We start from the raw sequence: 26,932 nt of genomic DNA, 5'->3' as shown, positions 1-26,932 counted from the left end.
CGGCAGCCCGGCAAGGGGCTGCCGCGAAGTTTCATGAGGGCATGCGCGATCAGGAGAAGATGTCCTCGATGATCCCGCTGTACCAGCCTTCCGACTCCTCGTAGGTCTCCTTGCGCAGTTCCGCCGTCTCGCCGGTCTGGCTGACGAAGCCCTCCATCGACGTGATCTTGCCGTCGACCGGTTGGTACTGCGCGCCCACTTTCACGCCATCGTCCGTCTCGATCAGCGACCAGCAGGTGTTGGAATAGCGCGCCGGAAAGGCTTGCGCCTCGGTCAGGTCGGCCCGCACGTTCATCGCGGCCACCTTGGCCTGGCTGTTGGCCGAAAAGCCCGACTTCGGCATGTCACCGGCGATCGAGGCGTCGCCGATGACATAGATGTTCTCGTCCACGGTCGAGCGCATGCTGTCCGCCTCGACGGGGCAGAACCCGCTGTCGTCGGTCAGGCTCGCCTCCTGCGCGATCATGCCGGCCTTTTGCGCCGGGATGATGTTGAGCAGGGCGCCTTCGAACGTGTCGAAACCGGTTTCCACAGCGCCGGCCTCAACATCCACCGAGACGATCTCTCCGATCACGTCCGGGCCGTACCATTCCACCATGCCCGGATAGTGCTTCTCCCATCCTTCCTGGAAAAGCCCCTGTTTCGAGAACGACTCCTTGGGATCGAGAATGATGACCCTGGAATTCTCGAACCCCTTCTCCTTGAAGACATGCGCCATCATGGAGGCGCGCTCATAGGGTCCGGGCGGACAGCGATAGGGATTGGGCGGCGCGACCATAACGACGCTTTGCCCATCCTCCAGCGCATCCAGCTTCTGCTTGAGTAGCTCGGTCTGCGGCCCGCCTTTCCAGGCATGGGGCGCGATCCCGGCCGCAGCCTCCGAATAACCGGGAACAGAATCCCATATCAGGTCGATGCCGGGTGAGACGACCAGCCGGTCGTAGGGAACCTCACTTCCGTCCTCCATCCGCACGATCTTGGCCTCGCGATCCACGGCAGTGGCCATGCCGGTGATCTTGGTGATGCCGTGATTGGCCACCAGATCGTCGTAGGCGTGCGTGATCTGCTGGAAATCCTTGAACCCTCCAAGATAAAGATTGGAGAAGAAACAGGTGGTGTAGCTCTCGGAATCGTCGATCAGCGTCACGTCGATGGATCCCTCGGAATCCTTGGCGATGTAGCGCGCTGCGGTTGCGCCGCCGGCACCTCCGCCGATCACCACGACTTTCGGATTTTCCTGGGCACGAAGATAGGTCGGCAGGGCAAGCGTCAATGCGCCTGCCCCCGCCAGAATGCCGAACCGACGGCGCGTAAGCAGTCCGCCGCCCGGCTTGATGATGGTGTTCCGTTTCATGAAATGCCCTCCCGTTTGAGATCAGTCCCAGCGCACTTCTATTGCGGCTCCTGGTTGGCGAAATACGCTGCCAGCGCCGCTATCTCCTCTTCCGACAGGCTGCCGACCTGACTTTTCATGACGTCGTTGTCGCGCTTGCCGGTCTGGTATTCATGCAATGCTTCGACGAAATATTCGGCGGGCAGACCCCTGATCACCGGGATCTGGCTCTCACTGCGCCCATGGCAGGCCGTGCATTGGCTCGAAAGATACTCGCCATAGGCCGCATTGGCGTCGACGGCCAGCACGCGCTCGACGAATCCATCGCTCTCCTGATCAGCCAGAGCGGGTACGGCAAGCAAAAAGAAAAAGCCTGGGATGGCGGCCAGGCGGGCCGCCTTTCCCGGGCTTGGATTGGAGTGGATCGAATGCAATGCCAAAGATCGTTCTCCTCCACTTTCTGCGCGGTCAGTCGATGGCTCCGCCGCCGCTACCCTCATCGCCGGAATCCGGCGTCACATCGAGAACCTGCGCCCGCATCGTAATCTCAGCCGGGGCATCCAAGCAATCGCTCATGCACGGATCCTTCTCAGCGTAGTGATCCTCTTCGAAGCGGTCGTCAGCGATGAAATTGCCGGCATTGGGCAGTTCGATGTCGGCGAGGTTCTCGTTGGAAAGCTCGAACTCCTCGTCCCGAACAATGTCGTTGAGATAGAGCACATAGGCCGTGACCGCATAGACTTCGTCATCGGACAAGGATCGCGCGTTGCCGAATGGCATCGTGCGCCGAACGTAGTCGTAGACGGTGGATACGTGCGGCCAGAACGAACCGACCGTCTTTTCCGGCCGATCATCCTCCAGCGTGCCCATGCCGCCCGCCAGCACAGGCCAGCGCCCAAGGCCTTCTCCAAAATCGCCGTGACAGGTCGCGCATTGATCGAAATAGACCTGCTCGCCATCGAGCACGGTGCCCGACCCGACCGGCAAGCCCTTGCCGTCAGGGCGCACATCGATATCCCAGGCTGCGATCTCCTCTTCGCTGGCCGGACGTCCGATACCGAAATTGCCGTGATCGCCGGGCCCGGGACGCTGGTCGACCGGTACGGCCGCGTTGCTTTCCGTCTCAACGGCCGGCGCCGCTTCGGCTGCGGCGTCTCCCGATTCAGGCTCGTCATCGGCGCTGGCTTCGGCATCATCCGGCGCAGCATCGCCTTCCGAAAATCCGGCCAGATAAGCCAGCAGATCGGCCATGTCCTGATCGTCCTTGATGCCGCCAAAGGCCATTTTCGTGCCGGGCACCGTGCCACGCGGATCGGCGATATATGTCGAGAGCGTTTCATGGTTCCAGACCATGCCGCCCTCACCCGCTTCAACCAGCGCATCGGAATAGGCGTAGTCATCAGCCCCGCCGGCGGTCCGCCCGAACAACGCGTTGAGCTGCGGACCAACGCGGTTCGTCGCGCCCTCTCCTACCGCATGGCAGGCCGCGCAGGCACGAAAGACCGCTTCGCCGGCCGCCGCGTCCCCGGCATCATCCTGAGCCGATGCCGCCGTGCCGGAGGAAAGCACGATTGCGGCTGCCAGGACTGCGGCTTTGCCTTCAGGAAACTTCCACATTCTCGACCGCTCCCTCCGCATTGACATGCCAAGATTGAATACCGTTGTTGTGATAGATCGAGTTTGGTCCGCGCGCGGCCCGAAGCTCCTGCTTGGTCGGCTGAACGTAACCCTGGTCATCGATCGCACGCGACTGCAGGAGAAGGTCGGAACCATCCCAGTCGAACTCGTAGTAGAAGCGATGCAGGGCTTTGGGGAACGAGGGACCGTCGAGCCGCGCAGTATGCCAGTTCATGCCGCCGTCGATCGTAACGTCCACCCGATCGATCGCGCCGAGGCCCGACCAGGCCAGTCCGGCAATGACCGTCCGTCCGCGACCATGGACGATCGGCTTTTGCGGACTGGGTGACGTGATGACCGATTTCACCTCCATCTCCCAGGTGTGCATCCGCGTCTTTCCGCCCTTGAGCAGATCGGTGTATTTCGACGTTTCCTCGCGCTGCGCCCATGGCTTGTCGCCGACTTCGATCCGGCGCAGCCACTTCACCCACATGTTGCCTTCCCAGCCGGGCACCACGAGGCGAAGGGGATAGCCCTGCTCCGGGCGCAGCGCCTCGCCATTCATCTTGAAAGCGACCAGGCAATCCTCCAGACCCTTGTCGAGCGGAACCGACCGCGTCATCGCAGACGCATCGGCTCCTTCCGGCAGCAGCCATGCGGCGCCGGATTTGATCCCTGCCTCTTCAAGCAGGTATTTCAGGGGTACGCCGGTATACATCACGCAATGGACCATGCCGTGCGTGAACTGGCATCCATTGAGCTGCGCGCCGCGCCACTCCATGCCGGAGTTCGCGGCGCATTCGAGGAAATAGACGCGGTTCTCGCGCGGGAAACGCATGAGATCCGCCATTGTGAAGACGAGCGGGGTGTCGACCATGCCGTTGATCATCAACCGGTGCTCGGCCGGATCGATCTCGGCGATGCCGGCATGATGGCGCTCGAAGCAAAGACCGTTCGGCGTGATGATGCCGTCGAGCTCGTGCAGCGGCGTGAAGTTGACCGACGAAATGCTTTCCGCCGTCAGCCAGGGCACGTTCCGCCGCACCACTTCGGATTCGAACTGCGAGGGCGTCCCATAGGGCCGGGCGTCGACGCCTTCGCCCGGATACCGGTTCCAATCCTTGATTTCGGTGATGGCCGGATCGCCTTCGGCACGTGCCGTGAGCGACCCCGCCGCCAGCGCCGCGCCGCCAAGAAGCCCGGATTTCAGAAACCCGCGTCGGCCACGGCCGCGTGCCGCCATCGTGTCGTCGTCACTCATTGATGCCCTCCCCGACAGGTGCCGAGCGGCACCCGCGATCGTCGTCACGGAAGATGCGGTTCTCCGGTCAATGCCGCCGCTCCTCCACCATGAGCGAAAGCCTAGCTGCAAGACCCGAGACGATCAATGCATAAATTTGATTTTTTGAATGTGTTGATTGGAAACCGTGCGAGAGCCGACGTTATCGCCTTGCAAGGCGCGGCGAGGGCGTGTCGGCTGCCGCGACATCCCCGTCGAACAGGATCGGCAGCCTGACCCCTGGTATGGCCGTGCCATCGGCATCGGTGAGATCGAGCCGCATTCTGCGCGCAAGCGTCTGCGGATCGGCAAAGACGTCCGCCACCGTGTTGATGGGTCCTGCCGGAACGGAGCGCGCTTCGAGCGCTTTCAAGAGCGCATCGCGACGCCACCCGCCGATCAGCGGCTCTATGATCGGCAACAACTCGGCGCGGTTGGCCACCCGGTCCGGGTTGGTGGCAAAGCGCGGATCGTCGCCCGCGTCGACACCGAGAATCGCGCAGAGTGCCTTGAACTGCCGGTCGTTGCCGACCGCGATGATGAGGTGACCGTCGAGGACGTTGAACACCTGATAGGGCACGATGTTGGGATGCGCGTTGCCGAGCCGCGTCGGCGGCGTTCCAGAGACGAGATAGTTCATCGCCTGGTTGGCCAGCACCCCCGACATGCAGTCGAACAACGCCATGTCGATCTGGCACCCCTTGCCGCTGCGCTGCCGCTCGATCAGCGCCGCCTGGATACCGATGACGCTGTAAAGACCGGTGAAGATGTCGGCGAATGCGACCCCCATCTTCTGCGGCTCGCCATCGGGTGATCCCGTCAGGTCCATGATACCGCCCATGCCCTGGATCATGAAATCATAGCCCGCCCGGTCCTTGTAAGGGCCGGTCTGCCCGAAACCCGTGATCGAGCAGTATATGAGACGGGGGTTGATGGCCTTCAGCGTTTCGTAGTCGAGGCCGTATTTCGTCAGCCCGCCGACCTTGAAGTTCTCGATCAGCACATCGGCTTCGCGCACCAGTGCGATGACCCTCTCACGATCCTTCATATCCGTGAGGTCCGCCGTGATCGACGTCTTGCCGCGGTTCGTCCCATGGAAATAGGCCGCCTCGCGCTCGCCGTCGGCGCGCGTGATGAAGGGCGGGCCCCAACCGCGGGTATCGTCGCCCGATGGCGCCTCGACCTTGATCACGTCCGCGCCGAGATCGGCCAGGATCTGCCCGGCCCATGGCCCGGCAAGAATGCGCGCCAGTTCCACCACACGCACACCGGCCAGCGGCTTTCTCATCTATCGAACCTCAAACTGTCGTCATGCAACGGGGCGCGAATGCGCCCCGCGCTTCCTTCGCACGGCTGGAGCGTGCCTGAAACCCGGCGAGCACCACTGTCGACACCTAGAAAAATGCCTGCAGCCCCGTCTGCGAACGCCCGAGGATCAGCGCATGAACGTCATGCGTGCCTTCATAGGTGTTCACCGTCTCCAGGTTCTGGGCGTGGCGCATGACATGATATTCGATCTGAATGCCGTTGCCGCCATGCATGTCACGGGCCTGTCGGGCGATATCCAGCGCCTTGCCGCAATTGTTGCGCTTGATCAGGGAAATCATCTCGGGGGCCATGCGCCCCTCGTCCATCAGGCGGCCGACCCGCAACGAGGCCTGGAGCCCCAGCGATATCTCCGTCTGCATGTCGGCGAGCTTCTTCTGGAAAAGCTGCGTGCCGGCAAGCGGTTTGCCGAACTGCTTGCGGTCCAGGCCATACTGGCGGGCGCGGTGCCAGCAGTCCTCGGCTGCGCCCATGGCGCCCCAGGAAATGCCATAGCGTGCCCGGTTGAGACAGCCGAACGGCCCCTTCAGTCCGGAAACATTGGGCAGCAGCGCATCTTCGCCGACTTCGACCCCGTCCATGACCACTTCACCGGTGATCGAGGCGCGCAGGCTGAGCTTGCCGCCGATCTTGGGTGCGGAAAGCCCCTTAATGCCCTTTTCCAGAATGAAGCCGCGGATCTTCCCGTCATGCGCTTCCGACTTGGCCCATACGACGAAGACGTCGGCGATCGGGGAATTGGAGATCCACATCTTGGATCCCGTCAGCCGGTATCCGCCTTCGATCTTCTGGGCGCGCGTCTTCATCCCGCCGGGATCGGAGCCGGCATCCGGCTCGGTCAAACCGAAACATCCGATGAACTCTCCGCTCGCCAGTTTCGGCAGGTACTTCTTGCGCTGGTCCTCGTCCCCATAAGCGTAGATCGGGTACATCACGAGCGAGGACTGCACACTCATCATCGATCGAAAGCCGGAATCCACGCGCTCGACCTCGCGCGCGACTAGACCGTAGGCGACATAGGAGGCTTCCGCGCCGCCATAATCCTCCGGCACGGTCACGCCCAGAAGTCCAGCCTCCCCCATCTCGCGAAAGATCGATGGATCGCTCTCTTCGTCGAGATACATCTTCTCGATACGCGGTGCGAGCTTGTCGGCGGCAAACGCCTTGGCGGCATCGCGGATCATCCGCTCGTCGTCGCTCAACTGGTCATCGATGAGAAACGGGTCGTCCCACTGGAAACCCGCGGCACCATCAGGACGGTCCTTGGCCTTCAGCGCTTCGCTCATCTTCAACTCCTTTAAACTTGAAATATCTGCCTCAGCTATAGCACTGCTGCCGGCTGCTAGACTAGGGTCAGTGGCGCAATTTTCGGGGCGATTTCGAGGCAATTCGGATCAATCCGTTCAAAGCGGTTTGATCGCCCGTGATTAGCGGGCCTGCGTGCTTGACAGCCATTTTCTATTCCAACAACCTCTGCCCGGGATGCGGACGCGCACGTAAACTGCGCGGTCGCTGGGGCAATCGAACAACGACAAGACAGGGAACATCTCGATGCTCAGGAACCTTCTCAACACGACCATGCTCGCTTCTGCAATGACCATGACCGCGTCCTTGCCGATGCCGGCATTCGCCCAGGATGGCGAAGTGGTCTACAATCGAGGCAACGATACCGACCCCTCGACGCTTGATCATCATCTGACCTCGACTGTCGCCGAAGGCCACCTGATGCGCGATCTTTATGAAGGGCTGGTCGTCCAGGATGCAACTGCCGAAATCGTTCCGGGCGTCGCCGAGGAATGGGAAATGTCCGAGGATGGCACCGTCTACACGTTCCATCTGCGCGAGGACGCGAAATGGTCCAACGGCGACCCCGTGACGGCGAACGATTTCGTCTTCGCCTACCGCCGCCTGCAGGACCCCGAGACCGCCGCGCCCTACGCGAACATCCACTACCCGATCAAGAATGCCGAAGCGATCAACAACTCCGAGATGGATCCGGAAGAACTCGGCGTGGTGGCGATCGACGATCGAACGCTCGAGATCACACTGGAAGGCCCGACCCCCTATTTCCTCGAGCTCCTGACGCACCAGACCGGCCTGCCGCTGCATCAGGCCTCCGTTGAGGAGCATGGAGCAGATTACACCTCGCCGGACAACATGGTCACCAACGGCGCCTACATGCTGGAAAGCTTCACGCCGAACGACATGATCGTCATGCGCAAGAACCCGGAGTTCCATGACGCCGACAATGTCGCGATCGACGTCGTCAATTATATCCCCTTCGAGGACCGCGCCACGTGCCTGCGCCGCTTCGAGGCCGATGAAGTGCTCTCATGCTCCGATATCCCGCTAGAGCAGATGGATTACATGGAGGAGAACCTGGCCGATTCCATGCGGATCGTGCCCTATCTCGGCACCTACTACCTGCCGGTGAAGACCACCAAGGAGGAGCTCTCCGACCCGCGTGTGCGCCAGGCCATGTCGATGGCGATCGACCGGGAGTTCCTGGCCGAGGAAATCTGGCAGGGCGCCATGGTGCCGACCCACTCCTTCGTTCCCGAAGGCATCGGCAACTACGGCGAACCTGCCGTACTGCCCTATGCCGAGGACGACATGCTTGACCGGGAAGATGCGGCCATCGCGCTGCTCGAGGAGGCGGGCTTCGGCGAAGGCGAACTCTCGGTCGAACTGCGCTACAACACCTCCGAGAACAACGCCAACACCATGACGGCGATCGCCGACATGCTCGGAAACATCGGCATCAATGCCACCACCGTGGAGATGGAAGGCGCGACCTATTTCGATTATCTGCGCTCCGACGGCGAGTTCGATGTGGTGCGCGCAGGCTGGATCGGCGACTATTCCGATCCGCAGAATTTCCTCTTCCTGCATGAGAGCGACAATCTCGGCTTCAACTATTCGCGCTGGGAGAACGAGGAATACGACCAGCTGATGAGCGATGCCGAAAGCGAGACGGATCTCGACGCTCGTGCCGAAATCCTCAAACAGGCGGAGACCCTGCTGCTTGAGGAAGTGCCGGTCATCCCGATCCTCTACTACACGGCAAATTCTCTCGTCTCCGACAAGCTGGTTGGATGGGAAGACAACATCATGAATGTCCACGGCACGCGCTGGATGTCGATTTCGCAGTAAAGCCGATGTCGTCGAGACGGCGTGTCGGGTGTCATCATGGCACGTCGGCGCGCCGCCGCGACCAAAGGCATCGCTACGCACTGCCTGATTGAGAGCCTGCGGGCAGCGGGCCGCCCGGCCATCTGTCCCATGCGCATCGACGGCTGAGCCATCCGGCGCCATCCCGGCACCGAGGAAGGACTCGACATGCTGGCCTACGTGTTCCGGCGCCTTCTCAGCGCTATCCCGACGGTGTTCATCATCGTCACCATCGCCTTTTTCATGATGCGCATCGCGCCAGGCGGCCCGTTCGATCTGGAGCGGCCGCTCGATCCGCTGATCATGGAAAACATCAACCGCGCCTATAACCTCGACAAGCCGATCTGGCAGCAATACCTGCTTTACCTCGGCAATCTGGCGCAAGGCGATCTCGGCCCGAGCTTCACTCGCCGGGACTTCTCGGTCGTCGATCTTTTCCGCACCGGTCTGCCCGTATCCATCCAGCTCGGCGCGATGGCGCTCTCGCTCGCGCTCGTCATCGGCACCTTTCTCGGCGCCCTCGCCGCGCTGCGCCAGAACAGCTGGGTCGACTACATGGTGGTCGGCACCGCCACGCTCGGCATCACCATACCGCCATTCGTCATCGCACCCGTCCTCAGCCTGTTCTTCGGGGTCATGCTCGGTTGGCTCCCCGCCGGGGGATGGGGCGGCGGGCAGTTGCGTTATCTCATATTGCCGGTGGCGACCCTCGCCCTGCCGCAGATCGCCATCATTGCCCGGCTGACGCGGGGCGCGACGATCGAGGCGCTGCGCTCCAATCACGTCAGAACGGCGCGCGCTTACGGCCTGCCCCAACGGGTCGTCGTGGGAACCCACGCCCTGCGCGCCGCCATGTTGCCGGTCGTATCCTATCTCGGCCCGACAGCGGCGGCCCTTCTGACCGGCTCCGTCGTCGTGGAGACGATCTTCGGAATTCCCGGCATCGGCCGCTATTTCGTGCAGGGCGCGCTTGGCCGCGACTACACGCTCGTCATGGGCACCGTCATCGTCATCGCCATGTTCGTCATCGTCTTCAACCTCATTGTCGACATTCTCTACGCATGGCTCGATCCACGCGTTCGCTATGATTGAGGAGCGCCCGGCATGACCGACATTTCGCTCGAGACGGACGTGCTCGAAAACGGCCAGGGACGCTCGCTTTGGCAGGACGCCTGGTCGCGGCTGAAACGCAACAAGGCCGCAATCGTCAGCATGCTCGTGCTGGCCGCCATGGCGCTCATCGGCATATTCGGGCCGATGTTTTCACCTCATCCCTACGACCGGATCTACCCGCAATACGTCCGCGCGCCGGCAAGCTTCGAAGCCTATCCGCGCGCCGACAACATCCTGCCCGCTTTCGAGAGCGCCCTTGCCCGCGCCCGCGTCGATATCGGCGAAGTCACCGTCGAGGGCTCGCAGGCCCGCGCCGCGATTTCCGACGACGAACCGATCGATGAGCGCATCACCCGTTATGTCGACCGGTCCGATCTCTTCTCCAATGCACGCATCGAGAACCTATCCGCCGACGGCATGACAGGCGAGATGGTCGCCGACGTGCAGAGGCTGCGTTTTCTCTTCGGCACCGATGCCAATGGCCGCGACGTGCTCACCCGCACGATGATCGGCATACGCATCTCACTGGCGATCGGGCTTCTTGCCTCCATGATGGCGCTGCTTCTCGGTGTGACCTACGGGGCTGTATCAGGCTATCTCGGCGGGCGGGTCGACAACGTGATGATGCGTTTCGTCGACATCCTGTACTCGCTGCCCTTCATCTTCTTCGTCATCCTGCTGGTCGTGTTTTTCGGGCGAAGTTTCGTGCTGATCTTCATTGCCATCGGCTGTACCGAATGGCTCGATATGGCGCGGATCGTGCGTGGACAGACATTGACGATCAAACGACAGGAATATGTCGAGGCCGCCCAGGCGATGGGTGTGACGAGCTGGGGAATCCTGCGACGGCACGTCATCCCCAACACGCTTGGTCCGGTCATCGTCTTCGTCACGCTGCTGGTGCCGAAAGCCATCCTGCTGGAAAGCCTGCTGTCGTTCCTCGGACTTGGCGTTCAGCCGCCGCTGACCAGCCTCGGGCTCCTGATCTCCGACGGAGCGGCCAATATGCGCGGCGCAAGCTGGCTCTTGATCTATCCCGCCATCACGCTGACCATCATCCTCTTCGCCTTGAACTTCCTCGGCGATGGTCTGCGTGACGCACTCGACCCGAAGGACCGCTGAAGATGAGCGACACGCATGACGCAATCCTCACCGTTCGCGGCCTTCGCGTCGACTTCGACACCAATGATGGCGTCGTCAATGCGGTCAAGGGCATCGACCTCGACGTGTTGCCCGGCGAAACCGTCGCAATCGTCGGCGAGAGCGGATCGGGCAAGAGCCAGACGACCATGGCCATGATGGGGCTGCTCGCCGCGAATGGCCGCGCCACCGGTTCGGCCCGCTATCGCGGTCAGGAACTTCTGGGCCTGCCCGAACGTGCCCTCAACAAGATCCGCGGTGAGAAGATCACCATGATCTTCCAGGAGCCCATGACCTCGCTGGATCCGCTCTACAAGATCGGGCGCCAGCTTGCCGAACCGCTCGTTCATCATGGCAGGACGAAACGGCGGGACGCGCGTCCGCGCATCATCGAGCTTCTGAAGCTCGTCGGGCTGCCCGACCCGGAGCGCCGCATCGATTCCTACCCGCACGAACTGTCCGGTGGCCAGCGCCAGCGCGTCATGATCGCCATGGCGCTTGCCAACGATCCCGACATTCTCATCGCCGACGAGCCGACGACGGCGCTCGACGTGACGATCCAGGCCCAGATCCTGGAACTGCTGGCCGATCTTCAAAAGCGGCTTGGCATGGCGATCGTCTTCATCACGCACGATCTCAACATCGTGCGCCGCTTTGCCGACAGGGTCTATGTGATGCAAAAGGGCGAAGTGGTCGAAACGCGCAAGACCGAAGCGCTCTTCACCGATGCCCGCCACCCCTATACCCGCATGTTGCTGGAGGCTGAGCCAACGGGCAGCAAGCCGCCCCCTGCGCCCGATGCCCCGGTGCTTCTTGCCGGCCGCGATGTTGCCGTGACCTTCCAGATCGGCGGCGGATTCCTGAAGGGTGCACCGGTCGACCTCAAGGCCGTCGACCGGATCTCGGTTTCCTTGCGACGTGGCCAGACGATCGGCGTCGTCGGGGAATCGGGGTCGGGCAAATCGACGCTTGGTCGCGCCCTGCTTCGCCTGCTGCCCTCGAAAGGCGCCGTACACTTCGATGGCCGCGACATTTCTACGGCGGATCGATCCACCATGCGGCCGCTTCGCCATGCCATGCAGTTGGTCTTCCAGGACCCCTTCGGCTCGCTGTCCCCGCGCATGACCATCGGCCAGATCGTCACCGAGGGGCTGCGTGTCCACGAACCGGCCCTCTCCCGGCGCGAGCGTGACCGGCGGGCGATAGAAGCGCTCGAAGAGGTCGGACTCGATCCGATCATGCGAAACCGCTATCCGCACGAATTCTCCGGCGGTCAGCGTCAGCGCATCGCGATCGCGCGTGCCATGATCCTCAAGCCGAAGATCGTGGTTCTGGATGAGCCAACCTCCGCGCTCGACCGTTCGGTTCAAAAGCAGATCGTCGATCTCTTGCGCGACCTGCAGCAGGCGCACGACCTCGCCTATCTGTTCATCAGCCACGATCTCGCAGTGGTGCGTGCCATGTCCGACCATATCATCGTCATGAAGGAAGGGCGCATCGTGGAGGAAGGCGACACGGCGTCGATCTTCGACCATCCGGAAAAGGACTATACGCGCGCGCTGATGGCCGCCGCGGTCGACCAGACGCGGTTTCGCCAGGCCGGCTGATTGCCGAAACTCCGGCTTATGGCTTTGATAGAGCTTCTGTATTGGCAATCGCTGCCGGATTTGCGCAGGATGATGGCCCCTGAACCAACAAGGAGCCACCATGCCCGGCCCCCTCGACGGACTTCTCGTCGTCGCGCTTGAACAGGCTGTCGCCGCCCCTTACGCCTCCTGCCGTCTTGCAGACGCGGGCGCGCGTGTCGTCAAGCTTGAGCGCAGCGCCGGCGATTTTGCCCGCGGCTATGACGCCTATGCGAACGGCTCGTCATCCTATTTCGTCTGGCTCAACCGTGGCAAGGAAAGCTGCACCGTCGACCTGAAGGCACCCGGCGATCTCGCCCTGGTACGCGCGATGCTGGCGAAGGCCGATGTCTTCATCCAGAACCTGGCTCCCGGTGCGACGGATCGGCTCGGCATCGGCAGTGCCGAATTGCGCCGGAGCTTCCCCAAGCTCATCACCTGCGACATCTCCGGCTATGGCGCCGATGGCCCGATGAAGACGCGCAAGGCCTACGACCTCCTGGTTCAGGCCGAGAGCGGACTGGCGACGATCACAGGAACCGAGCACGGCGCCGCCCGTGTCGGCGTCTCGGTGTGCGACATCGCCACCGGCATGCACGCCTACGAGGCCATCCTCGAAGCGCTCATACAGCGCGGCAAGACCGGGCGCGGCACGGGCGTGCACGTATCGCTGTTTCACTCGATGATGGACTGGATGAACGTGCCGTGGATCGCGCATGAATATGGCGGGAAGACACCCAAGCGCGTCGGCCTCGCTCACCCCTCCATCGCACCCTATGGCGTCTTCGAGTGCAGCGACGGCGCGGCGTTTCTCATCTCGATCCAGAACGAGCCGGAGTGGAACAAGCTCTGCACCGACGTTCTGGAAAGGCCGGAATTGCCGGCAGACCCGCGCTTTGCCACCAACAACAATCGAGTGGCCAACCGGCAAGCAACGGACGCGGCCGTGCAGGCAGCGCTGGGGAAGATGGACCGCGACACCGTCGCCCGCCGCCTCGACGCCGCCGGCATCGCCTTTGGCAGGCTGTCGGAGCTCGCCGATATTGCCGAGCATCCCCAGGCCCGGTTTGTCGAGGTCGAGACGCCGGGCGGACCGCTGCGCATCTTCGGCCGGGCCGCGGAATTCTCCGATGGTGACCGGCGCGCAGGCCCGGTACCCGAGATCGGCAGCCACGATGCATCGCTTCGAGCCGAGTTCGGCCGCAAGCCAGCCACGACGGGTATCAATTGATCAGCTTTCGCTGGTCGCCGCGTCCCATACGCCTTCGGCGACGAGCTGTGTCAGCAGATCATGACACATGGCCTCCACCGCCTGTGTCGCGGCGGTCAGCGGCTTGTCACCCGGCACGGCGACGAATACGTCGCGTCGCAACTCCGGTTCGATGATGGCCCAGGAAGAAAGCCGCCCCTGCGCGCATTCGGCCTTGATCGCCATGGCGGGAAGAATGGAATAGCCCATGCCTTCCTCCACCAGCTTCTTGATCGGCACATAGGAGTCGATCTCGGTCGTTGCATTGACAACACCGCCGCCTGCCGCCGCCGCGACCTCATCGAGAAGATCGCGCAATCCATGGCCGGCGCTCGGCACCACCAGCGGCAGATCGATCGCATCGCGGTAGCGCACCGCGCCATGCGTGACGCAGCCGGGATCAGAGCCGCTGGCCCCAAAGAGCCGCAACTCTTCCTGCAGCGCCAGTCTGAGCTGAAGACCCCGCGCATCGGGCCGGCGGTAAAGCACGCCAATATCCACCTTGCCCTCGCGCAGCCAGTCCAGGATGAAGCCGCTCATGGCCTCCGCGACCCGCAGCTTGATCTTCGGGAAGCGCTGCGCGACGTCGCGCACCAGCCGGGCCGTCAGCACCTGGCTGACCGTGCCCGGGACCCCGAAGCGCACCTCACCGGCCGGCTCTACGTCGGTGCCCCTGACGATGTCCGGCAGTTCGTCGAACTGCTGGATCAGGACACGGGCCTGGGCGGCAAGCCGCTCCCCTGCCTCTGTCAGCTTCACACCGCGCGAGGATCGGAAAAGGAGCTCCGTGCCGAGGTCCATCTCCATGTTGCGCATATGCTGGCTGAGCGCCGGCTGCGCAACGCGCACGCGTTCTGCCGCCTTGGAGAGCGACCCCTCCTCGGCAATCGCCACGAAATATCTCAGATGACGCATGTCCATGAGCAAGGAAGATATAGGCTTTTGTTATCGAAGCTAGCCCTCGATTATCTTTGCATTATGGGTACGTCTGGCCCAATCTCAGGCCCGACAACCGACACGCCAAAGGAGTGATCGACGCGATGACGAGTGCGAATGCCATGCCCGATGAAGATCTCGAAGCCATCCGCGACACGACGCGCGCGCTCTGTGCGAGGTTTCCCGGGGAATACTGGCGCAAGCTCGATCGCGAGCGCGCCTATCCGAGCGAATTCGTCGACGCCATGGCCGAAGCCGGGCTGCTTGCTGCCTTGATCCCCGAGGAATACGGCGGCAGCGGCCTGCCGCTCAAGGCCGCCGCAGCGATCCTGGAAGAGGTGCATGCCGCCGGCGCCAACGGCGGCGCCTGCCATGCACAGATGTATACGATGGGCACTCTGCTGCGTCACGGCAGTGAAGAGCAGAAGCAGAAATACCTTCCAAAGATCGCATCCGGCGAACTGCGCCTCCAGGCGTTCGGCGTCACCGAGCCCGGAGCGGGCACCGACACCCTTTCCATTTCGACGACGGCTGAAAAGAAGGGCGACAAATACATCGTCAAGGGACAGAAGGTGTGGACGAGCCGGGCCGAGCATTCCGACCTGATGATCCTGCTCGCCCGCACGGCGCCCAAGGGCTCGCTTGAAAAGCGCACCGACGGGCTGTCCGTCTTCCTCGTCGACATGAAGGCGGCACCGGAGAGCCAGCTGCGCATCCGCCCGATCCCGGCGATGATCAACCATGCGACCACCGAAGTCTTCTTCGATGATCTCGAAATTCCGGCCGACGCGCTGATCGGCGAGGAGCACAAGGGCTTTCGCTACATTCTCGACGGCATGAATGCCGAGCGGATCCTGATCGCGTCGGAATGCATCGGCGATTGTCGCTGGTTCATCGAAAAGTCCGTCGCCTATGCCAATGAGCGCAAGGTGTTCGGCCGGCCGATCGGCCAGAACCAGGGCATCCAGTTCCCCGTGGCGCGCAACCATGTCGAGTTGCATGCCGCGCGCCTTGCCGTCGCTCATGCGATCGACCTTTTCGACAAGGGTGAGCCCTGTGGGGCGGAAGCCAATATGGGCAAGATGCTCGCATCCGAAGCGTCATGGCATGCCGCCGATACCTGCCTGCAAACCCATGGCGGCTTCGGCTTCGCTGAAGAATACGACGTCGAGCGCAAGTTCCGCGAGACGCGCCTTTACCAGATCGCACCGATCTCGACCAATCTCATCCTCTCTCATGTGGCCGAGAAGGTGCTTGGCCTCCCCCGCTCCTTCTGAGGTTCGCCATGACCGACATGAATGAATGGATCGGACGCGCCGAGACGCGCCTGGACGACATCGTACGCAGCCCCGCCGCGCGGCTGGCCGCGACGCTCGGCACCTTCTCCGCCGCCTATTCGCACGACACGGAGACGTTGCCGCCGCTTTGGCATTGGCTTTTCTTCCTCGATGCAACGCCGCGCGATGCGATCGGCCCCGACGGTCATGCCGCCAAAGGCGGGTTCCTGCCGCCGATCGAACTGCCGCGGCGCATGTATGCCGGTGGGCGCTTTGCCTTTCCCTCTGCCTTGCGTTTCAACGCGCCGGCCGAGAAGCACTCCACCATCGCCTCCATCGCCGAAAAGAAGGGCCGCTCCGGCCCGCTGGCCTTCGTCACCGTGCGCCATGAAATCCTGCAAGACGGTGTGGTTGCGGCGACCGAGGAGCACGACATCGTCTACCGCGAAGCGGCCGACCCGGCTGCAAGGCCGCCCGAGCCACCCAGGTCGGAGCGCGAGATCGTCAGCGAGGAGACTGTGACGCCGGACGAAGTCATGCTCTTCCGCTTTTCGGCTCTGACCTTCAACGGCCACAGGATTCACTACGATTTTCCCTATGTCACCGGGACCGAGGGCTATCCGGGTCTCATCGTCCATGGGCCCTTGATCGCCATGATGCTGTTCGAGGCCGCGCGGCGCGACGCCCCTGGCATGACGGCGGAGACCTTTGAGTTCAGAGCGGTCTCGCCCTTCTTCTGCGGCCCGGAACTGCGCTTGGTTCGCACCCCGAACGAGGATGGCAAGGTCGCCTATGAGGCCCGCAGGACAGACGACACCCTGATCATGACGAGCCGCACCGGCTTCGCCCCGCAATAGCGAGGCGGACCAGTTGCAGCCACGATGGGACGCCGTACTGCCTAGGCGCTAACCGCCACAGGGCGCGCCGGCGCCACGCTTTGGGTGAAGCAGGAATCGAAGAGACCGGCCAGCGGCGCACCGCTGGCAAGCCCGTAGATGTCCTCGACCAGGGTCTCCGCACCTCTGGCTTCCATGCCGGACAGCACGAACAGCGCGACGGCTTTTTCGGTGAGTTCGTCGCGGGTCAGCGGGTTGTCGGGATCACCCTTGCACACCGCGCGCGTTTCCACCAATCGCTCCCCGCTTCCCGTGACGACGGTGACCTTGGCACCCCATGCAGCCGGGTAAGCGGCGTTGACGTCGCCATCGACGCTGAGCGCCGTGCGCCCGCGCAGGTCGGAAAGCGCGTCCCGTTGGTCGGCATCGAAGCTCGACGGTGTCACGCGGCCCGATGTCAGTGCCTCCGCGACACAATGCTGCAAGGAGAATTTCGCACCATAGGGCTCCGTCGGCTGCGGCCGGTCGCAGACATCGAGTGCCGCCTGGTAGGTCGCAACCTCGATCGAGGCAATGGCGGCGCCGGAAAGACGGCCATGCAGCGCAATGGCGGCGTCGATCGTGGGATGGGTATGCCGGCAGCAAGGCCATGGCTTGATTGACGAGCGAGTGAGTTCCCATGCGGCATCTGGCTGGGCCGTCACCAGTTCCGGCTGGGGATCGGGACATAGCCCGACGAAGAAGCCCTTCTCCCCCTCCAGTATCGTGTCGGGTCCGGTAAAGCCTTCACGGGCCAGCGCGGCGGCGAGCACGCCGGATTCGGCGGCGCGAGCCGTGTGCAGATGCTTGCTCATGGCGCCGGCCGAAAGGAATTCCCAGAGCCCGCCCGACTGCGTTCCCGCATTGCCGAGCGCCCAAACCGTCTGCTCTTCTGAAAGATCCATGAGGCTGGCAGCGGCCATGGCCGAACCGAAAGTGCCGCAGGTCGCCGTGTTGTGCCAAACCCGATAGTGCGCCTTGCCGACAGCGTTCCCGACCCGGCAGCATGCTTCATATCCATGCAGGACCGCCGTCAGGAAGGCAACGCCGTCGCGTCCCTCGGCCTCTGCCACCGCGGCCGCAGCGGGGATCACCACTGTCGCCGGATGTGTGACGGATGTGCGATGCAGATCGTCCAGTTCCAGAATGTGGGACAAGCCGCCGAAGTGGAAGGCGCGGCGCGCCGTGTCGCCGGCTGTCCACGGCGCGACAGCGCTCAAGGCCCTTGCTGGCGGCGTCTGGCGCGCGGCGAGCGCGCATGCGAGCGTATCGACCACGAAACTGGCCGCACGATCGAGGTCGTCCTGCGACACCGGCTTGTTCCGGATCAGTTGGACGAGGTCGCTGGTCAGGCTCATGGCCGCTTATCCTTCATGCTGATGGGCGTTCGGCCGATCGAAGCCGAAAACGCCGAAATGTGCCAATAACCAATCGCTCTGACGGCTATTGCGGGAGTGTATGGGAATCAGGCTGCCTGGTCTTTCCACTTGATGGAGCAGCCCATGGAAGCGATCTGTTCGCGCGGGCCGTTGCCGGTGTTGGCGACCATCTTCATCGCCTCGAAGAGATCGCGGGCGACATCCGGGTCCGTCGCCTGCTTGCGCGATGCGTCGAGCCGGCCGCGATACTGCAGCGCAAGTTCGGCGTTGAAGCCGAAAAAATCGGGCGTGCAGACCGCGCCATACGCACGGGCGACCGTCTGATCCTCGTCGTGGAGATACGGGAACGGCAACGCATGCTCTTTGGCGAAAAACTGCATGTTGTCGAACGAATCGTCCGGGTGGCTTTCGGCATCGTTGGAATTGATGGCGACGAATCCGATCCCATAGCGCTCCAGCTCCCGGGCCTCACGCACGATCCGGTCGATGACCGCCTTCACGTACGGGCAATGGTTGCAGATGAAGACGACCACAAGCCCCCGCGGGCCTGCCTGATCGAAGAGTGCATGGATCTGTCCGTCCGTGCCGGGCAGCCGCGCATCGATGGCCTTCCAGCCGAAGTCGCAGATCGGTGGTGTCGCTGCCATGGGTTCCTCCTCGCGAACGATCCTCTTCGCGGCAAGACTAGTGCGATAGCACCACCCCGGCAATGCGCTGCGGACTTTCCGTCACCGTGCGCTCAGGACGCTAGCTGTTGCGCCGGCTGAGCGCGTCCTCCCAGGCCAGCGCATGGCTGACGATCTGCGTGAGATCGTCGTGTCGCGGGTGCCAGTCAAGCTCGATGCGCGCGCGCTGCGCGTCGGCCACCATCGTGACGATGTCGCCGTGGCGGCGTCCGCCGAGGCGCACGTCGAAGACCCGCCCCACGACATCCCGCACCGCATCGACCACTTCGAGCACGGTGTACCCCCGGCCATAGCCGCAATTGGCGACCATGCTGCTACCGCCCGACCTCAGACGCTGCAAGGCCAGGTAATGCGCCTCGACCAGATCGCTCACGTGAATGAAATCGCGCACGCAGGTTCCATCCGGCGTGTCGTAGTCCGTCCCGAACACCTCGACGTGATCGCGCTTGCCGAGCGCAGCCTCGCAGACGACCTTGATGAGATGGGTCGCACCGCGCGTCGACAGTCCCGTGCGCCCGCACGGGTCGGCGCCGGCCACATTGAAATAGCGCAGCGCCGTATAGCGCAGGTCATGCGCCCGCGCCGCGTCGGCCAGCATGATCTCGGTCATCAGCTTTGAGGCGCCATAGGGTGAATCGGGCCGGGTCGGCGCATCCTCGCGGACCGGAATCTGATCCGGCGTGCCATAGACCGCCGCTGTCGAGGAGAAGATGAAATTGCCAACGCCGCTCTTCACGGCCGATTCGATCAGCGCGCGCGACTTGACGGTGTTGTTGAGGTAGTAGCCCAGCGGATCGGCCATGGACTCCGGCACGACGATCGATCCGGCGAAGTGGATGATCGCGTCGACGCGGCGATCGCGGATCAGCTTTTCAACCAGCATCTGGTCGGCGACATCGCCGATCACCAGTTCGGCCTCGCGCGGGACCGCCCATTCAAAACCCGTCGACAGCCTGTCAAGCACGACGACGTCCTCGCCATGCTCCAGAAGCGTCCACACCATATGGCTGCCGATATAGCCGGCACCGCCCGTCACAAGAACTGCCATGGTCGATCCATCCGCAAAACCTTTCGCGGACCATGCGCCCACAGCCTCCAAGGAAACGTTCGGGATTTCGCTAAAATTCGATGCGCCGGCAATTATTCGACCGGCACTGCGGTCTTGTGCTTTCGGACAATCGCGCCCGCGCACCCGATGTGTCAGCATTTGCCATCATCGATCGTGGCTGGTCCGGGTAGGAGCAGGCCGGCCTGCAAATGCAGCCGAGGGAGGAAGATCGGATGCTCGACAACACACCAACAGGTCGCCTTCAGCGCGTCCTGGACACGTTCGGCGAGGCGCTCGCCAAGGGCAAGATCGACGACGCGGTCACCATGTTCGCGCAGGAGTGTTACTGGCGCGACCTCGTTGCCTTTACCTGGAACATCAAGACCATGGAGGGCCGCGACGAAGTTCGCGCCATGCTCGAAAGCCAGCTCGCGGCGACCAAACCTTCTAAATGGCACGTGGCCGAGGGCCAGGACGCGAGCGAAGCCGACGGCGTTCTCGAAGCCTGGATTTCCTTCGAAACCGAGGTCGCGCGCGGCTATGGCCTGATCCGGCTGAAGGACGGCCTGATCTGGACGTTGCTCACGACCATGGTCGAACTCAAGGGCCACGAGGAACGCGCCGGCTACACCCGGCCGCTCGGCGCCAAGCACGGACAGGACGTGGGCGTAAGGAACTGGATCGAGGAACGTGAAGAGGAACTGGCCACGCTGGGGCGAAAGACACAGCCCTATGTGGTGATCATCGGCGGCGGCCAGGGCGGCATCGCGCTTGGTGCCCGTCTGCGCCAACTCGGCGTTCCGACGATCATCGTGGAAAGGAACGATCGTCCCGGCGACAGTTGGCGCAAGCGCTACAAGTCGCTCTGCCTGCATGACCCTGTCTGGTACGACCATCTTCCCTATATCGACTTTCCGAAGAACTGGCCGGTCTTCTCGCCAAAGGACAAGATCGGCGACTGGCTGGAGATGTATGCCAAGGTGAAGGAGCTGAACTACTGGACGCGCTCCACCGTCACCTCCGCCAGCTACGACGAGGAAAAGGGTGAATGGTCGGTGACAGTCGATCGCGATGGCGAGGAAATCGTGCTGAAGCCGAAGCAGCTCGTCTTCGCAACCGGCATGTCGGGCAAGGCCAACATTCCCGAATTCAAGGGCAAGGAGCGCTTCAAGGGCGAGCAGCATCATTCGTCCCGGCATCCCGGCCCCGATCGCTACAAGGCCCGAAAGGCCGTCGTCATCGGCTCGAACAATTCCGCACACGACATCTGTGCCGCGCTCTACGAGGCCGGCGTTGACGTGACGATGATCCAGCGCTCGACGACGCACATCGTGCGCTCCGATTCCCTCATGGAAATCGGCCTCGGCGACCTTTATTCCGAACGCGCCGTGCAGTCCGGCATGACGACGGAAAAGGCCGATCTCATCTTCGCATCCTTGCCCTATCGGATCATGCACGAGTTTCAAAAGCCGGTGTACGACAAGATCCGCGAGGTCGACGCAAAGTTCTACGAGGACCTGGAAAAGGCAGGGTTTCGTCTTGATTTCGGCGCCGACGATTCAGGTCTCTTCATGAAATATCTGCGCCGCGGCTCCGGCTACTACATCGACATCGGGGCCTCTCAGCTCGTGATCGACGGCAAGATCAAGCTGGAAGCCGGGCAGGTCGAGGAGATCACCGAAACCGGGGTCAAGCTGGACGATGGCAGGGAAATCCCTGCGGACGTGATCGTCTATGCGACCGGATACGGATCGATGAACGGCTGGGTCGCCGACATCATCGATCGCCAGACGGCCGACAAGGTGGGCAAGGTCTGGGGCCTCGGATCCGACACGCCAAAGGATCCCGGACCCTGGGAAGGCGAACAGCGCAACATGTGGAAGCCGACCCAGCAGGACGCGCTCTGGTTCCATGGCGGCAACCTGCATCAGTCGCGCCACTATTCCCAATTCCTGTCGCTGCAACTCAAGGCGCGGATGGAGGGCATTCCGACACCGGTCTACGGGCTGCAGCCAGTGCACCATTCAGGTTGAGGGCATCGAGAGGCGCGGCGCTGGCCGGTGTTCTGTAGGCGGGTTCGAAAGTCTGCCGCTGCGGTTCGAACGTCGGATCGAAGCGGAGAGACGTCTCACCCGTCGGATGCCTGTTGGCGCGCATCGCAGCCCAGGCGGTACTGACACCGTAGACCGACCAGAACATGATGCCCGATAGCTTGGCGACGTCTTCTATGAGATAGGCGGTGTCGCCGTGCAATCCCGCGCTGTCGACCACGATGTCCGATCCCGCGGACACCATCAGCAGAAATCCTCCGGTGAGGATATAGACAAGTTGGGTGCCGACCACGAAATCCAGATAGCGGTAGAGCCATGTCAGGAGGACGACCGCGTAGAGGCCGTAGAGAAGAACGCCCGGAAGCCCGAGAAACGGCAGCAACCCGTCATGCAGCATGAAGAGGTCGTCGCCGCCGAGGGCTGCGGTGAGCAGCCCGAATACCAGGAGCGGCTCCTGAGTTTTCGCTTGGGCCGCGAGAGCCGTGAAGATCAGAACGGCTGCGGTCGCAAACCACAAGAGGCCACCGAGGTTCGAGAACCAGCCAATCGCGAACTTGCCGTCGAACACCGCTACGGGATCGCGATAGAAGGCCGATGGCGGTATGTCGTAGGCCGGTCCGATCGAGAGTGCCGAAGCGACGAGGACCAGGTTCAGGAATACGATAGTCGCTGCAATTTGGGCCATGTCACCCCTCGAATTGATCATCGGCCCCGATTAAGATTTCCTTTTCTCCGCTCTGTTGAAAAGTCGGCTTTTCGGCTTAACCCGAACGTCATTTGGTCGAGCCGATTGGATGGCGCGCCTGCCGCCAGGCAGTCTCGCGCTTCGTTCTCCGATCAGTCGTAGTGCGTCCCCTCGAAGCGCGTGACGTCATCTTCGCCAAGATAGCTGCCGGTCTGCACCTCGATGATTTCGAGCGGGACTGATCCGCGATTCTCCAGGCCATGAATCTCTCCGGCAGCAATATAGGTCGACTCGTTCTCCCTGAGGGTGATCACCTGATCGCCCTTGGTGACCGCGGCCGTGCCGCTGACGACGATCCAGTGTTCGGCGCGGTGGTTGTGCATTTGCGTCGCCAGTCGCGCACCCGGTTTCACGGTGATGCGCCGCACCGCGTCCCTGCTCCCGCCGTCGACAGTGTCGTAGTGTCCCCACGGGCGATAGATTTCGCGATGATTGAAGTGCTCCTGCCGGCCCTGATCCTTGATCTGCGATACGATGTTCTTGACGTCCTGCACACGATCCTTGTGTGCGACGAGCAGCGCGTCTTTCGTTTCAATCACCACAAGATCGTGTGTCCCGACCACGGCGACGAGGCGCTGGTCGGCGCGCACCAGCGTGTTGCTGGCGCCCGAACTCAGCACGTCGCCGGCAAAGGCGTTGCCGCTCGCATCCTTCTCGCTGACGTCCCAAAGCGCCGACCAAGAGCCGATATCGCTCCACCCGGCGTCGAGCGGCACCATCGCCGCGTCATCCGTCTTCTCCATGACGGCATAGTCGATGGAGTCGGACGGACATGCCTCGAAGGCAGGCCGATCGATGCGCACGAAGTCGAGGTCCCTGGCGGCATGATCGAGCGCCTTTCGGCATGCGGCGATCATCTCCGGTCGATGGCGCTCCAACTCGCCGAGATAGCGGCTGGCGCGGAAAAGGAACATGCCGCTGTTCCAGAAATGCCGCCCCCCGTCGACATAACCCTGCGCCGTCTCAAGGTCCGGCTTTTCGACGAAGCGCTCCACCTTGTAGCCGGTCGGCCCGTCGGCCGCGCCGCGCTGGATATAGCCATATCCGGTCTCCGGCCGATCAGGCACGATCCCGAAGGTGACGAGACGCCCCGCCTCCGCGAGCGGCTCTGCCGCGCTGACGGCGGCCTGAAACGCGCCGCGGTCGCGGATCAGGTGGTCCGCCGCAAGCACGAGAAGCAGCGGGTCCTTTCCGTCGCCCATGGCCTTCAGCGCCGCCAGTGTGATCGCCGGCGCCGTGTTGCGTCCGACTGGCTCAAGCATGATCGTCGCGTCGGAGAAGCCAAGACCGTGCATCTGTTCGGCCGCCAGGAAGCGATGTTCCTCGTTGCAGATCACGATCGGCGCACCGATCTCGAATCCGTCGAGCCGGCGCACGGTCTCCTGCAGCATCGTGTGCTCGCTGGTCAGCGCCAGGAACTGCTTGGGATTGAGCTGGCGGGACAGCGGCCAGAGCCGGGTGCCGGAGCCGCCGGCGAGGATGACGGGAAGCAGCAAGATCGTCTTTCCTTTCTTGAGCGAATGCTCAGCGAGCCGCGGTTTGCGGTACGCTCTCGGGCCGATAGGTCTCGATGCGCTCAAGGCCGCGCGCCAGAAGCGCTTCCGCGCGCTCGCGTGTCGGCGCCTCGGCATAGCAGCGCATCTCCGGCGCATTGCCGGAAGGGCGAAAATGGATCATGGCGCCGTCATCGAAGAACAGTTGAACGCCGTCCGTCGCATCGATCCGGCGAATGGCGGCCTTGTCGGCCACGAAGCGCCCAGCCCAGGCGTGGTCGCCAGCCAGCGCATCGACAAGTGTCCGGCTGCGCTCGCCCGGATAATTCTGGATCCGCCCGCTCACCGCCACGGGCAGGCGCAGATCGGCGGCGACCGCCGCGATCGGCGTGCCGCGGCCGGCCGCCTCGGCCAGCACGCACAGCATGGGCAGGACCGCGTCGCGCGTCGGCAGCGCAGTGAGATGGGTCTCTCCGCGCGTGATCGCGGTGGCGGTGAGGAGGCCGCCATTCGCCTCGAAACCGATCACCGCCTGTCCACCGTCGGCGAGCGCATCCGCCATACCGGCGATCACATAGGGCGACCCGACCCGCGTGCGGATCACCGAGAATCCGCGGTCTTCATCGATGCCCGAATTCGAGGTCACCGGCGTTACCACGCGGTCCGCCTTCAGATGCATTGCGGCAATCAGCCCGAGGGCGTCGCCGCGCAGCGGCTGTCCTGATCCATCCGCCACGAGCGGCCGGTCGCCGTCGCCATCGGTCGACAGGATCGCATCGAGCCGATGGTCCTTGGCCCAGCGCCCGAACTGGGCAACGGTCTCACGATCGATCGCTTCGGTATCGATGGGCACGAAGTCATCGCTGCGTCCGAGCGGAACAACGGTCGCCCCGAATTGCTGGACGATCTGCGCAACGATACCCCGCGCGACCGAGCTGTGCTCGTAGATGCCGATACGCAAACCGCGCAGGGCATCGCTCTCCATGAATCCGTCGTATCGCGCGAGATAGGCGGCGATCGCCGCCTCATGCCGGTCCTCGATGCCCTCCGGCATCGGCGCGTCCTTCGCCGCAGCCTCTGCCGCGGCCTTCGCGATCCCCACCTCGTCCTCTTTGTCGATTTCCCCGTCCGGGCGATAGAATTTCAATCCGTTTCGGTCGGCCGGAATGTGCGATCCGGTCACCATGATCGACGCCGCCCGGCGCGACAGGGCGTACTGGGCCAGCGCCGGCGTCGGCAATGCGTCGCAGTCGGCCGGGACGAGGCCGGCGGCCGCAAGACCGCGCCACACGTCTGCGGCGATGGCCGGCGAACTCTCGCGAAGATCGCGGCCGACATAGACACGGTCTCCCGCGCGCGCCTGCCCCGTGGACAGAAGATGGCGGCCAAAGCCTTCGGCATGGGCAAGCGCGGCCCCCGCCAGAAGGTCAGCCGCAAGGCCTCTCAGTCCACTCGTTCCGAACTTGATATCCAAGGCAATCCCCCTGATTTCAAAGGCATCCGGCCGCCAGGCGACAAGGCAGCCGTGAAAGCACAGGCTCGGTTCGCAAGCAACCCGCGCCGCCGCCTCTCCAGCCGGACCCGGTTGACATTATATGTCAGGCGGTCGCCGAAATGTCCCCGGCCATCCGGGTAAGCCTAGAATGACGGGTTCAACCGGAAGGATAGACAAGATGGACCAGACGCCCAACCTCTCGCTGCCCTACATTGCTCCCGCCCAGGCTCAGAAACATGTGACGCACAACGAGGCCATCCGCGCCCTCGATGCGCTCGTCCAGTTGACCGTGGCCGATCGCGGCCGCACCGAACCGCCTCTCGCCAGCACCGACGGCGATCGCCATATCGTGGCCAGCGCGGCGCAGGACGCATGGGCCGGAAAAGACGGCATGATTGCCGCTTTCCAGGACGGTGCGTGGCATTTCTACCCGCCAGCACCCGGATGGGTCGCATGGGTCCGCGACGATGGCGCAGCGCTCGTCTTCACCAATGACGCATGGCAGCCCCTCGTCGATTTGCCTGAGGTCATCGAACGGTTGGGCATCAACGCCAGCGCGGACGACACCAACCGGCTGACGGTGGCGGCCGACGCATCGCTCTTCAACAATGCCGGAACCGGCCATCAGATCAAGATCAACAAAGCCGCATCCGGCGACACCGCCAGCCTGCTGTTCCAGACGGGATATTCGGGGCGTGCGGAGTTTGGCACGCCGGGTGACGATGCCTTCCGCATCAAGGTCAGCGAGGATGGCATCACCTGGTACCAGTCCGTGACAATCGATCCGGCGAGCGGCCATGTCGGCATCGCCACGGATGCACCCACCACCACGCTGCACGTCAACGGCCCTCTTCGTGTTCAAAGCTACGCTCTGGCCAGCCTGCCCTCGCCCGCCGATTCCGGCTCCGGAGCGATACTCCATGTGTGGGACGAGGCTGGCGGGTCGGTTCTGGCCTTTTCCGACGGTGGCACCTGGCGGCGGGTAACCGACCGCGCACCGGTGAGTTGATCGCGATCCCCATTGTGCAACCGTAAGGTTGACATCGCTTTGCCGCGGGTTCCACACTGCCGATGCACGAGCCAAATCCACGGGG

The 26,932-nt window shown here is 63.2% G+C and carries 22 protein-coding genes; 9 read left to right on the top strand and 13 right to left on the bottom strand.

Translation table 11 applies throughout. From position 1 onward, the window contains the following. Positions 1–49: 49 nt before the first annotated feature. The 6 genes from CN673_RS01000 to CN673_RS00975 form a co-directional block, all read right to left on the bottom strand. On the bottom strand, positions 50–1,354 hold the full coding sequence (locus CN673_RS01000) for an NAD(P)/FAD-dependent oxidoreductase (protein ID WP_099864136.1): 1,305 nt from the start codon (positions 1,352–1,354) through the stop codon (positions 50–52). A gap of 38 nt (positions 1,355–1,392) precedes the next feature. Further along, a complete protein-coding gene (locus CN673_RS00995; RefSeq protein WP_099864134.1) occupies positions 1,393–1,773 on the bottom strand; it encodes a c-type cytochrome in 381 nt (126 codons plus the stop codon). 28 nt (positions 1,774–1,801) lie between these two features. Beyond that, positions 1,802–2,950 carry a c-type cytochrome gene (locus tag CN673_RS00990; RefSeq protein ID WP_198585851.1) on the bottom strand — a complete coding sequence of 383 codons (1,149 nt, stop codon included), beginning with the start codon at positions 2,948–2,950 and terminating at the stop codon, positions 1,802–1,804. After that, on the bottom strand, positions 2,934–4,211 hold the full coding sequence (soxC, locus tag CN673_RS00985; RefSeq protein WP_099864130.1) for a sulfite dehydrogenase: 1,278 nt from the start codon (positions 4,209–4,211) through the stop codon (positions 2,934–2,936). The genes CN673_RS00990 and soxC overlap by 17 nt, the downstream gene beginning before the upstream one ends. A 181-nt stretch (positions 4,212–4,392) precedes the next feature. Beyond that, a complete protein-coding gene (locus CN673_RS00980) occupies positions 4,393–5,517 on the bottom strand; it encodes a CaiB/BaiF CoA transferase family protein (RefSeq protein WP_099864128.1) in 1,125 nt (374 codons plus the stop codon). A gap of 106 nt (positions 5,518–5,623) precedes the next feature. Then, complete coding sequence (locus CN673_RS00975; RefSeq protein ID WP_099864126.1) at positions 5,624–6,841, bottom strand: acyl-CoA dehydrogenase; 1,218 nt, start codon at positions 6,839–6,841, stop codon at positions 5,624–5,626. Positions 6,842–7,133: 292 nt separating this feature from the next. On the opposite strand from CN673_RS00975, the gene CN673_RS00970 reads away from it, so the two are divergent. From CN673_RS00970 to CN673_RS00950, 5 genes are all read left to right on the top strand, one after another. After that, positions 7,134–8,708, top strand: coding sequence for a peptide ABC transporter substrate-binding protein (locus CN673_RS00970; RefSeq protein ID WP_370853001.1), 1,575 nt, complete (start codon positions 7,134–7,136; stop codon positions 8,706–8,708). A 186-nt stretch (positions 8,709–8,894) separates the two neighbouring features. Then, positions 8,895–9,818: an oligopeptide ABC transporter permease OppB gene (gene oppB, locus CN673_RS00965; protein ID WP_099864121.1), complete on the top strand. Its 924-nt coding sequence runs from the start codon at positions 8,895–8,897 to the stop codon at positions 9,816–9,818. A gap of 12 nt (positions 9,819–9,830) precedes the next feature. Continuing rightward, positions 9,831–10,961, top strand: a complete 1,131-nt coding sequence (locus CN673_RS00960) for an ABC transporter permease (RefSeq protein WP_099864117.1) — start codon at positions 9,831–9,833, stop codon at positions 10,959–10,961. 2 nt (positions 10,962–10,963) lie between these two features. Continuing rightward, the gene (locus tag CN673_RS00955) at positions 10,964–12,586 is read left to right on the top strand and encodes an ABC transporter ATP-binding protein (RefSeq protein WP_099864114.1); all 1,623 of its coding nucleotides are present in this window, start codon (positions 10,964–10,966) and stop codon (positions 12,584–12,586) included. A gap of 100 nt (positions 12,587–12,686) precedes the next feature. Next, entirely contained in the window at positions 12,687–13,835 is a 1,149-nt protein-coding gene (locus CN673_RS00950) for a CaiB/BaiF CoA transferase family protein (RefSeq protein WP_099864110.1), read from the top strand. Here the strand turns inward: CN673_RS00950 and CN673_RS00945 are convergent, their stop codons facing one another. After that, complete coding sequence (locus CN673_RS00945) at positions 13,836–14,768, bottom strand: LysR family transcriptional regulator (RefSeq protein WP_245409723.1); 933 nt, start codon at positions 14,766–14,768, stop codon at positions 13,836–13,838. Between the two features lie 125 nt (positions 14,769–14,893). On the opposite strand from CN673_RS00945, the gene CN673_RS00940 reads away from it, so the two are divergent. Then, the gene (locus tag CN673_RS00940; protein ID WP_099864105.1) at positions 14,894–16,066 is read left to right on the top strand and encodes an acyl-CoA dehydrogenase family protein; all 1,173 of its coding nucleotides are present in this window, start codon (positions 14,894–14,896) and stop codon (positions 16,064–16,066) included. 8 nt (positions 16,067–16,074) lie between these two features. Then, on the top strand, positions 16,075–16,923 hold the full coding sequence (locus CN673_RS00935; protein ID WP_099864103.1) for an HTD2 family dehydratase: 849 nt from the start codon (positions 16,075–16,077) through the stop codon (positions 16,921–16,923). Positions 16,924–16,964: 41 nt separating this feature from the next. Here the strand turns inward: CN673_RS00935 and CN673_RS00930 are convergent, their stop codons facing one another. The 3 genes from CN673_RS00930 to galE all read right to left on the bottom strand — a co-directional run bounded on the left by CN673_RS00930 (position 16,965) and on the right by galE (position 20,054). Further along, positions 16,965–18,299, bottom strand: a complete 1,335-nt coding sequence (locus CN673_RS00930) for an MmgE/PrpD family protein (RefSeq protein ID WP_099864101.1) — start codon at positions 18,297–18,299, stop codon at positions 16,965–16,967. A gap of 107 nt (positions 18,300–18,406) precedes the next feature. Next, on the bottom strand, positions 18,407–18,967 hold the full coding sequence (locus CN673_RS00925) for a thioredoxin family protein (RefSeq protein WP_099864099.1): 561 nt from the start codon (positions 18,965–18,967) through the stop codon (positions 18,407–18,409). A 100-nt stretch (positions 18,968–19,067) separates the two neighbouring features. Then, entirely contained in the window at positions 19,068–20,054 is a 987-nt protein-coding gene (gene galE, locus CN673_RS00920; protein ID WP_099864964.1) for a UDP-glucose 4-epimerase GalE, read from the bottom strand. A 233-nt stretch (positions 20,055–20,287) separates the two neighbouring features. On the opposite strand from galE, the gene CN673_RS00915 reads away from it, so the two are divergent. Further along, positions 20,288–22,087 carry an NAD(P)/FAD-dependent oxidoreductase gene (locus tag CN673_RS00915; RefSeq protein ID WP_099864963.1) on the top strand — a complete coding sequence of 600 codons (1,800 nt, stop codon included), beginning with the start codon at positions 20,288–20,290 and terminating at the stop codon, positions 22,085–22,087. On the opposite strand, the gene CN673_RS00910 is transcribed toward CN673_RS00915, so the two are convergent. The 3 genes from CN673_RS00910 to CN673_RS00900 form a co-directional block, all read right to left on the bottom strand. Next, positions 22,020–22,790, bottom strand: a complete 771-nt coding sequence (locus CN673_RS00910; protein ID WP_157928749.1) for a DUF8692 domain-containing protein — start codon at positions 22,788–22,790, stop codon at positions 22,020–22,022. The genes CN673_RS00915 and CN673_RS00910 overlap by 68 nt on opposite strands. Positions 22,791–22,942: 152 nt before the next feature. Continuing rightward, positions 22,943–24,346 carry a mannose-1-phosphate guanylyltransferase/mannose-6-phosphate isomerase gene (locus CN673_RS00905; protein ID WP_099864094.1) on the bottom strand — a complete coding sequence of 468 codons (1,404 nt, stop codon included), beginning with the start codon at positions 24,344–24,346 and terminating at the stop codon, positions 22,943–22,945. A gap of 28 nt (positions 24,347–24,374) precedes the next feature. Next, entirely contained in the window at positions 24,375–25,817 is a 1,443-nt protein-coding gene (locus tag CN673_RS00900; RefSeq protein ID WP_099864090.1) for a phosphohexomutase domain-containing protein, read from the bottom strand. A gap of 199 nt (positions 25,818–26,016) precedes the next feature. On the opposite strand from CN673_RS00900, the gene CN673_RS00895 reads away from it, so the two are divergent. Next, complete coding sequence (locus tag CN673_RS00895; RefSeq protein ID WP_099864087.1) at positions 26,017–26,847, top strand: DUF2793 domain-containing protein; 831 nt, start codon at positions 26,017–26,019, stop codon at positions 26,845–26,847. Positions 26,848–26,932: the final 85 nt, after the last annotated feature.

Origin of the sequence: Neopararhizobium haloflavum, from assembly GCF_002750855.1 — a bacterium.
GTDB lineage: Bacteria > Pseudomonadota > Alphaproteobacteria > Rhizobiales > Rhizobiaceae > Georhizobium > Georhizobium haloflavum.
Note: the sequence above shows the minus strand (reverse complement) of the source record. Positions and strands in the feature narration are given on the sequence as shown.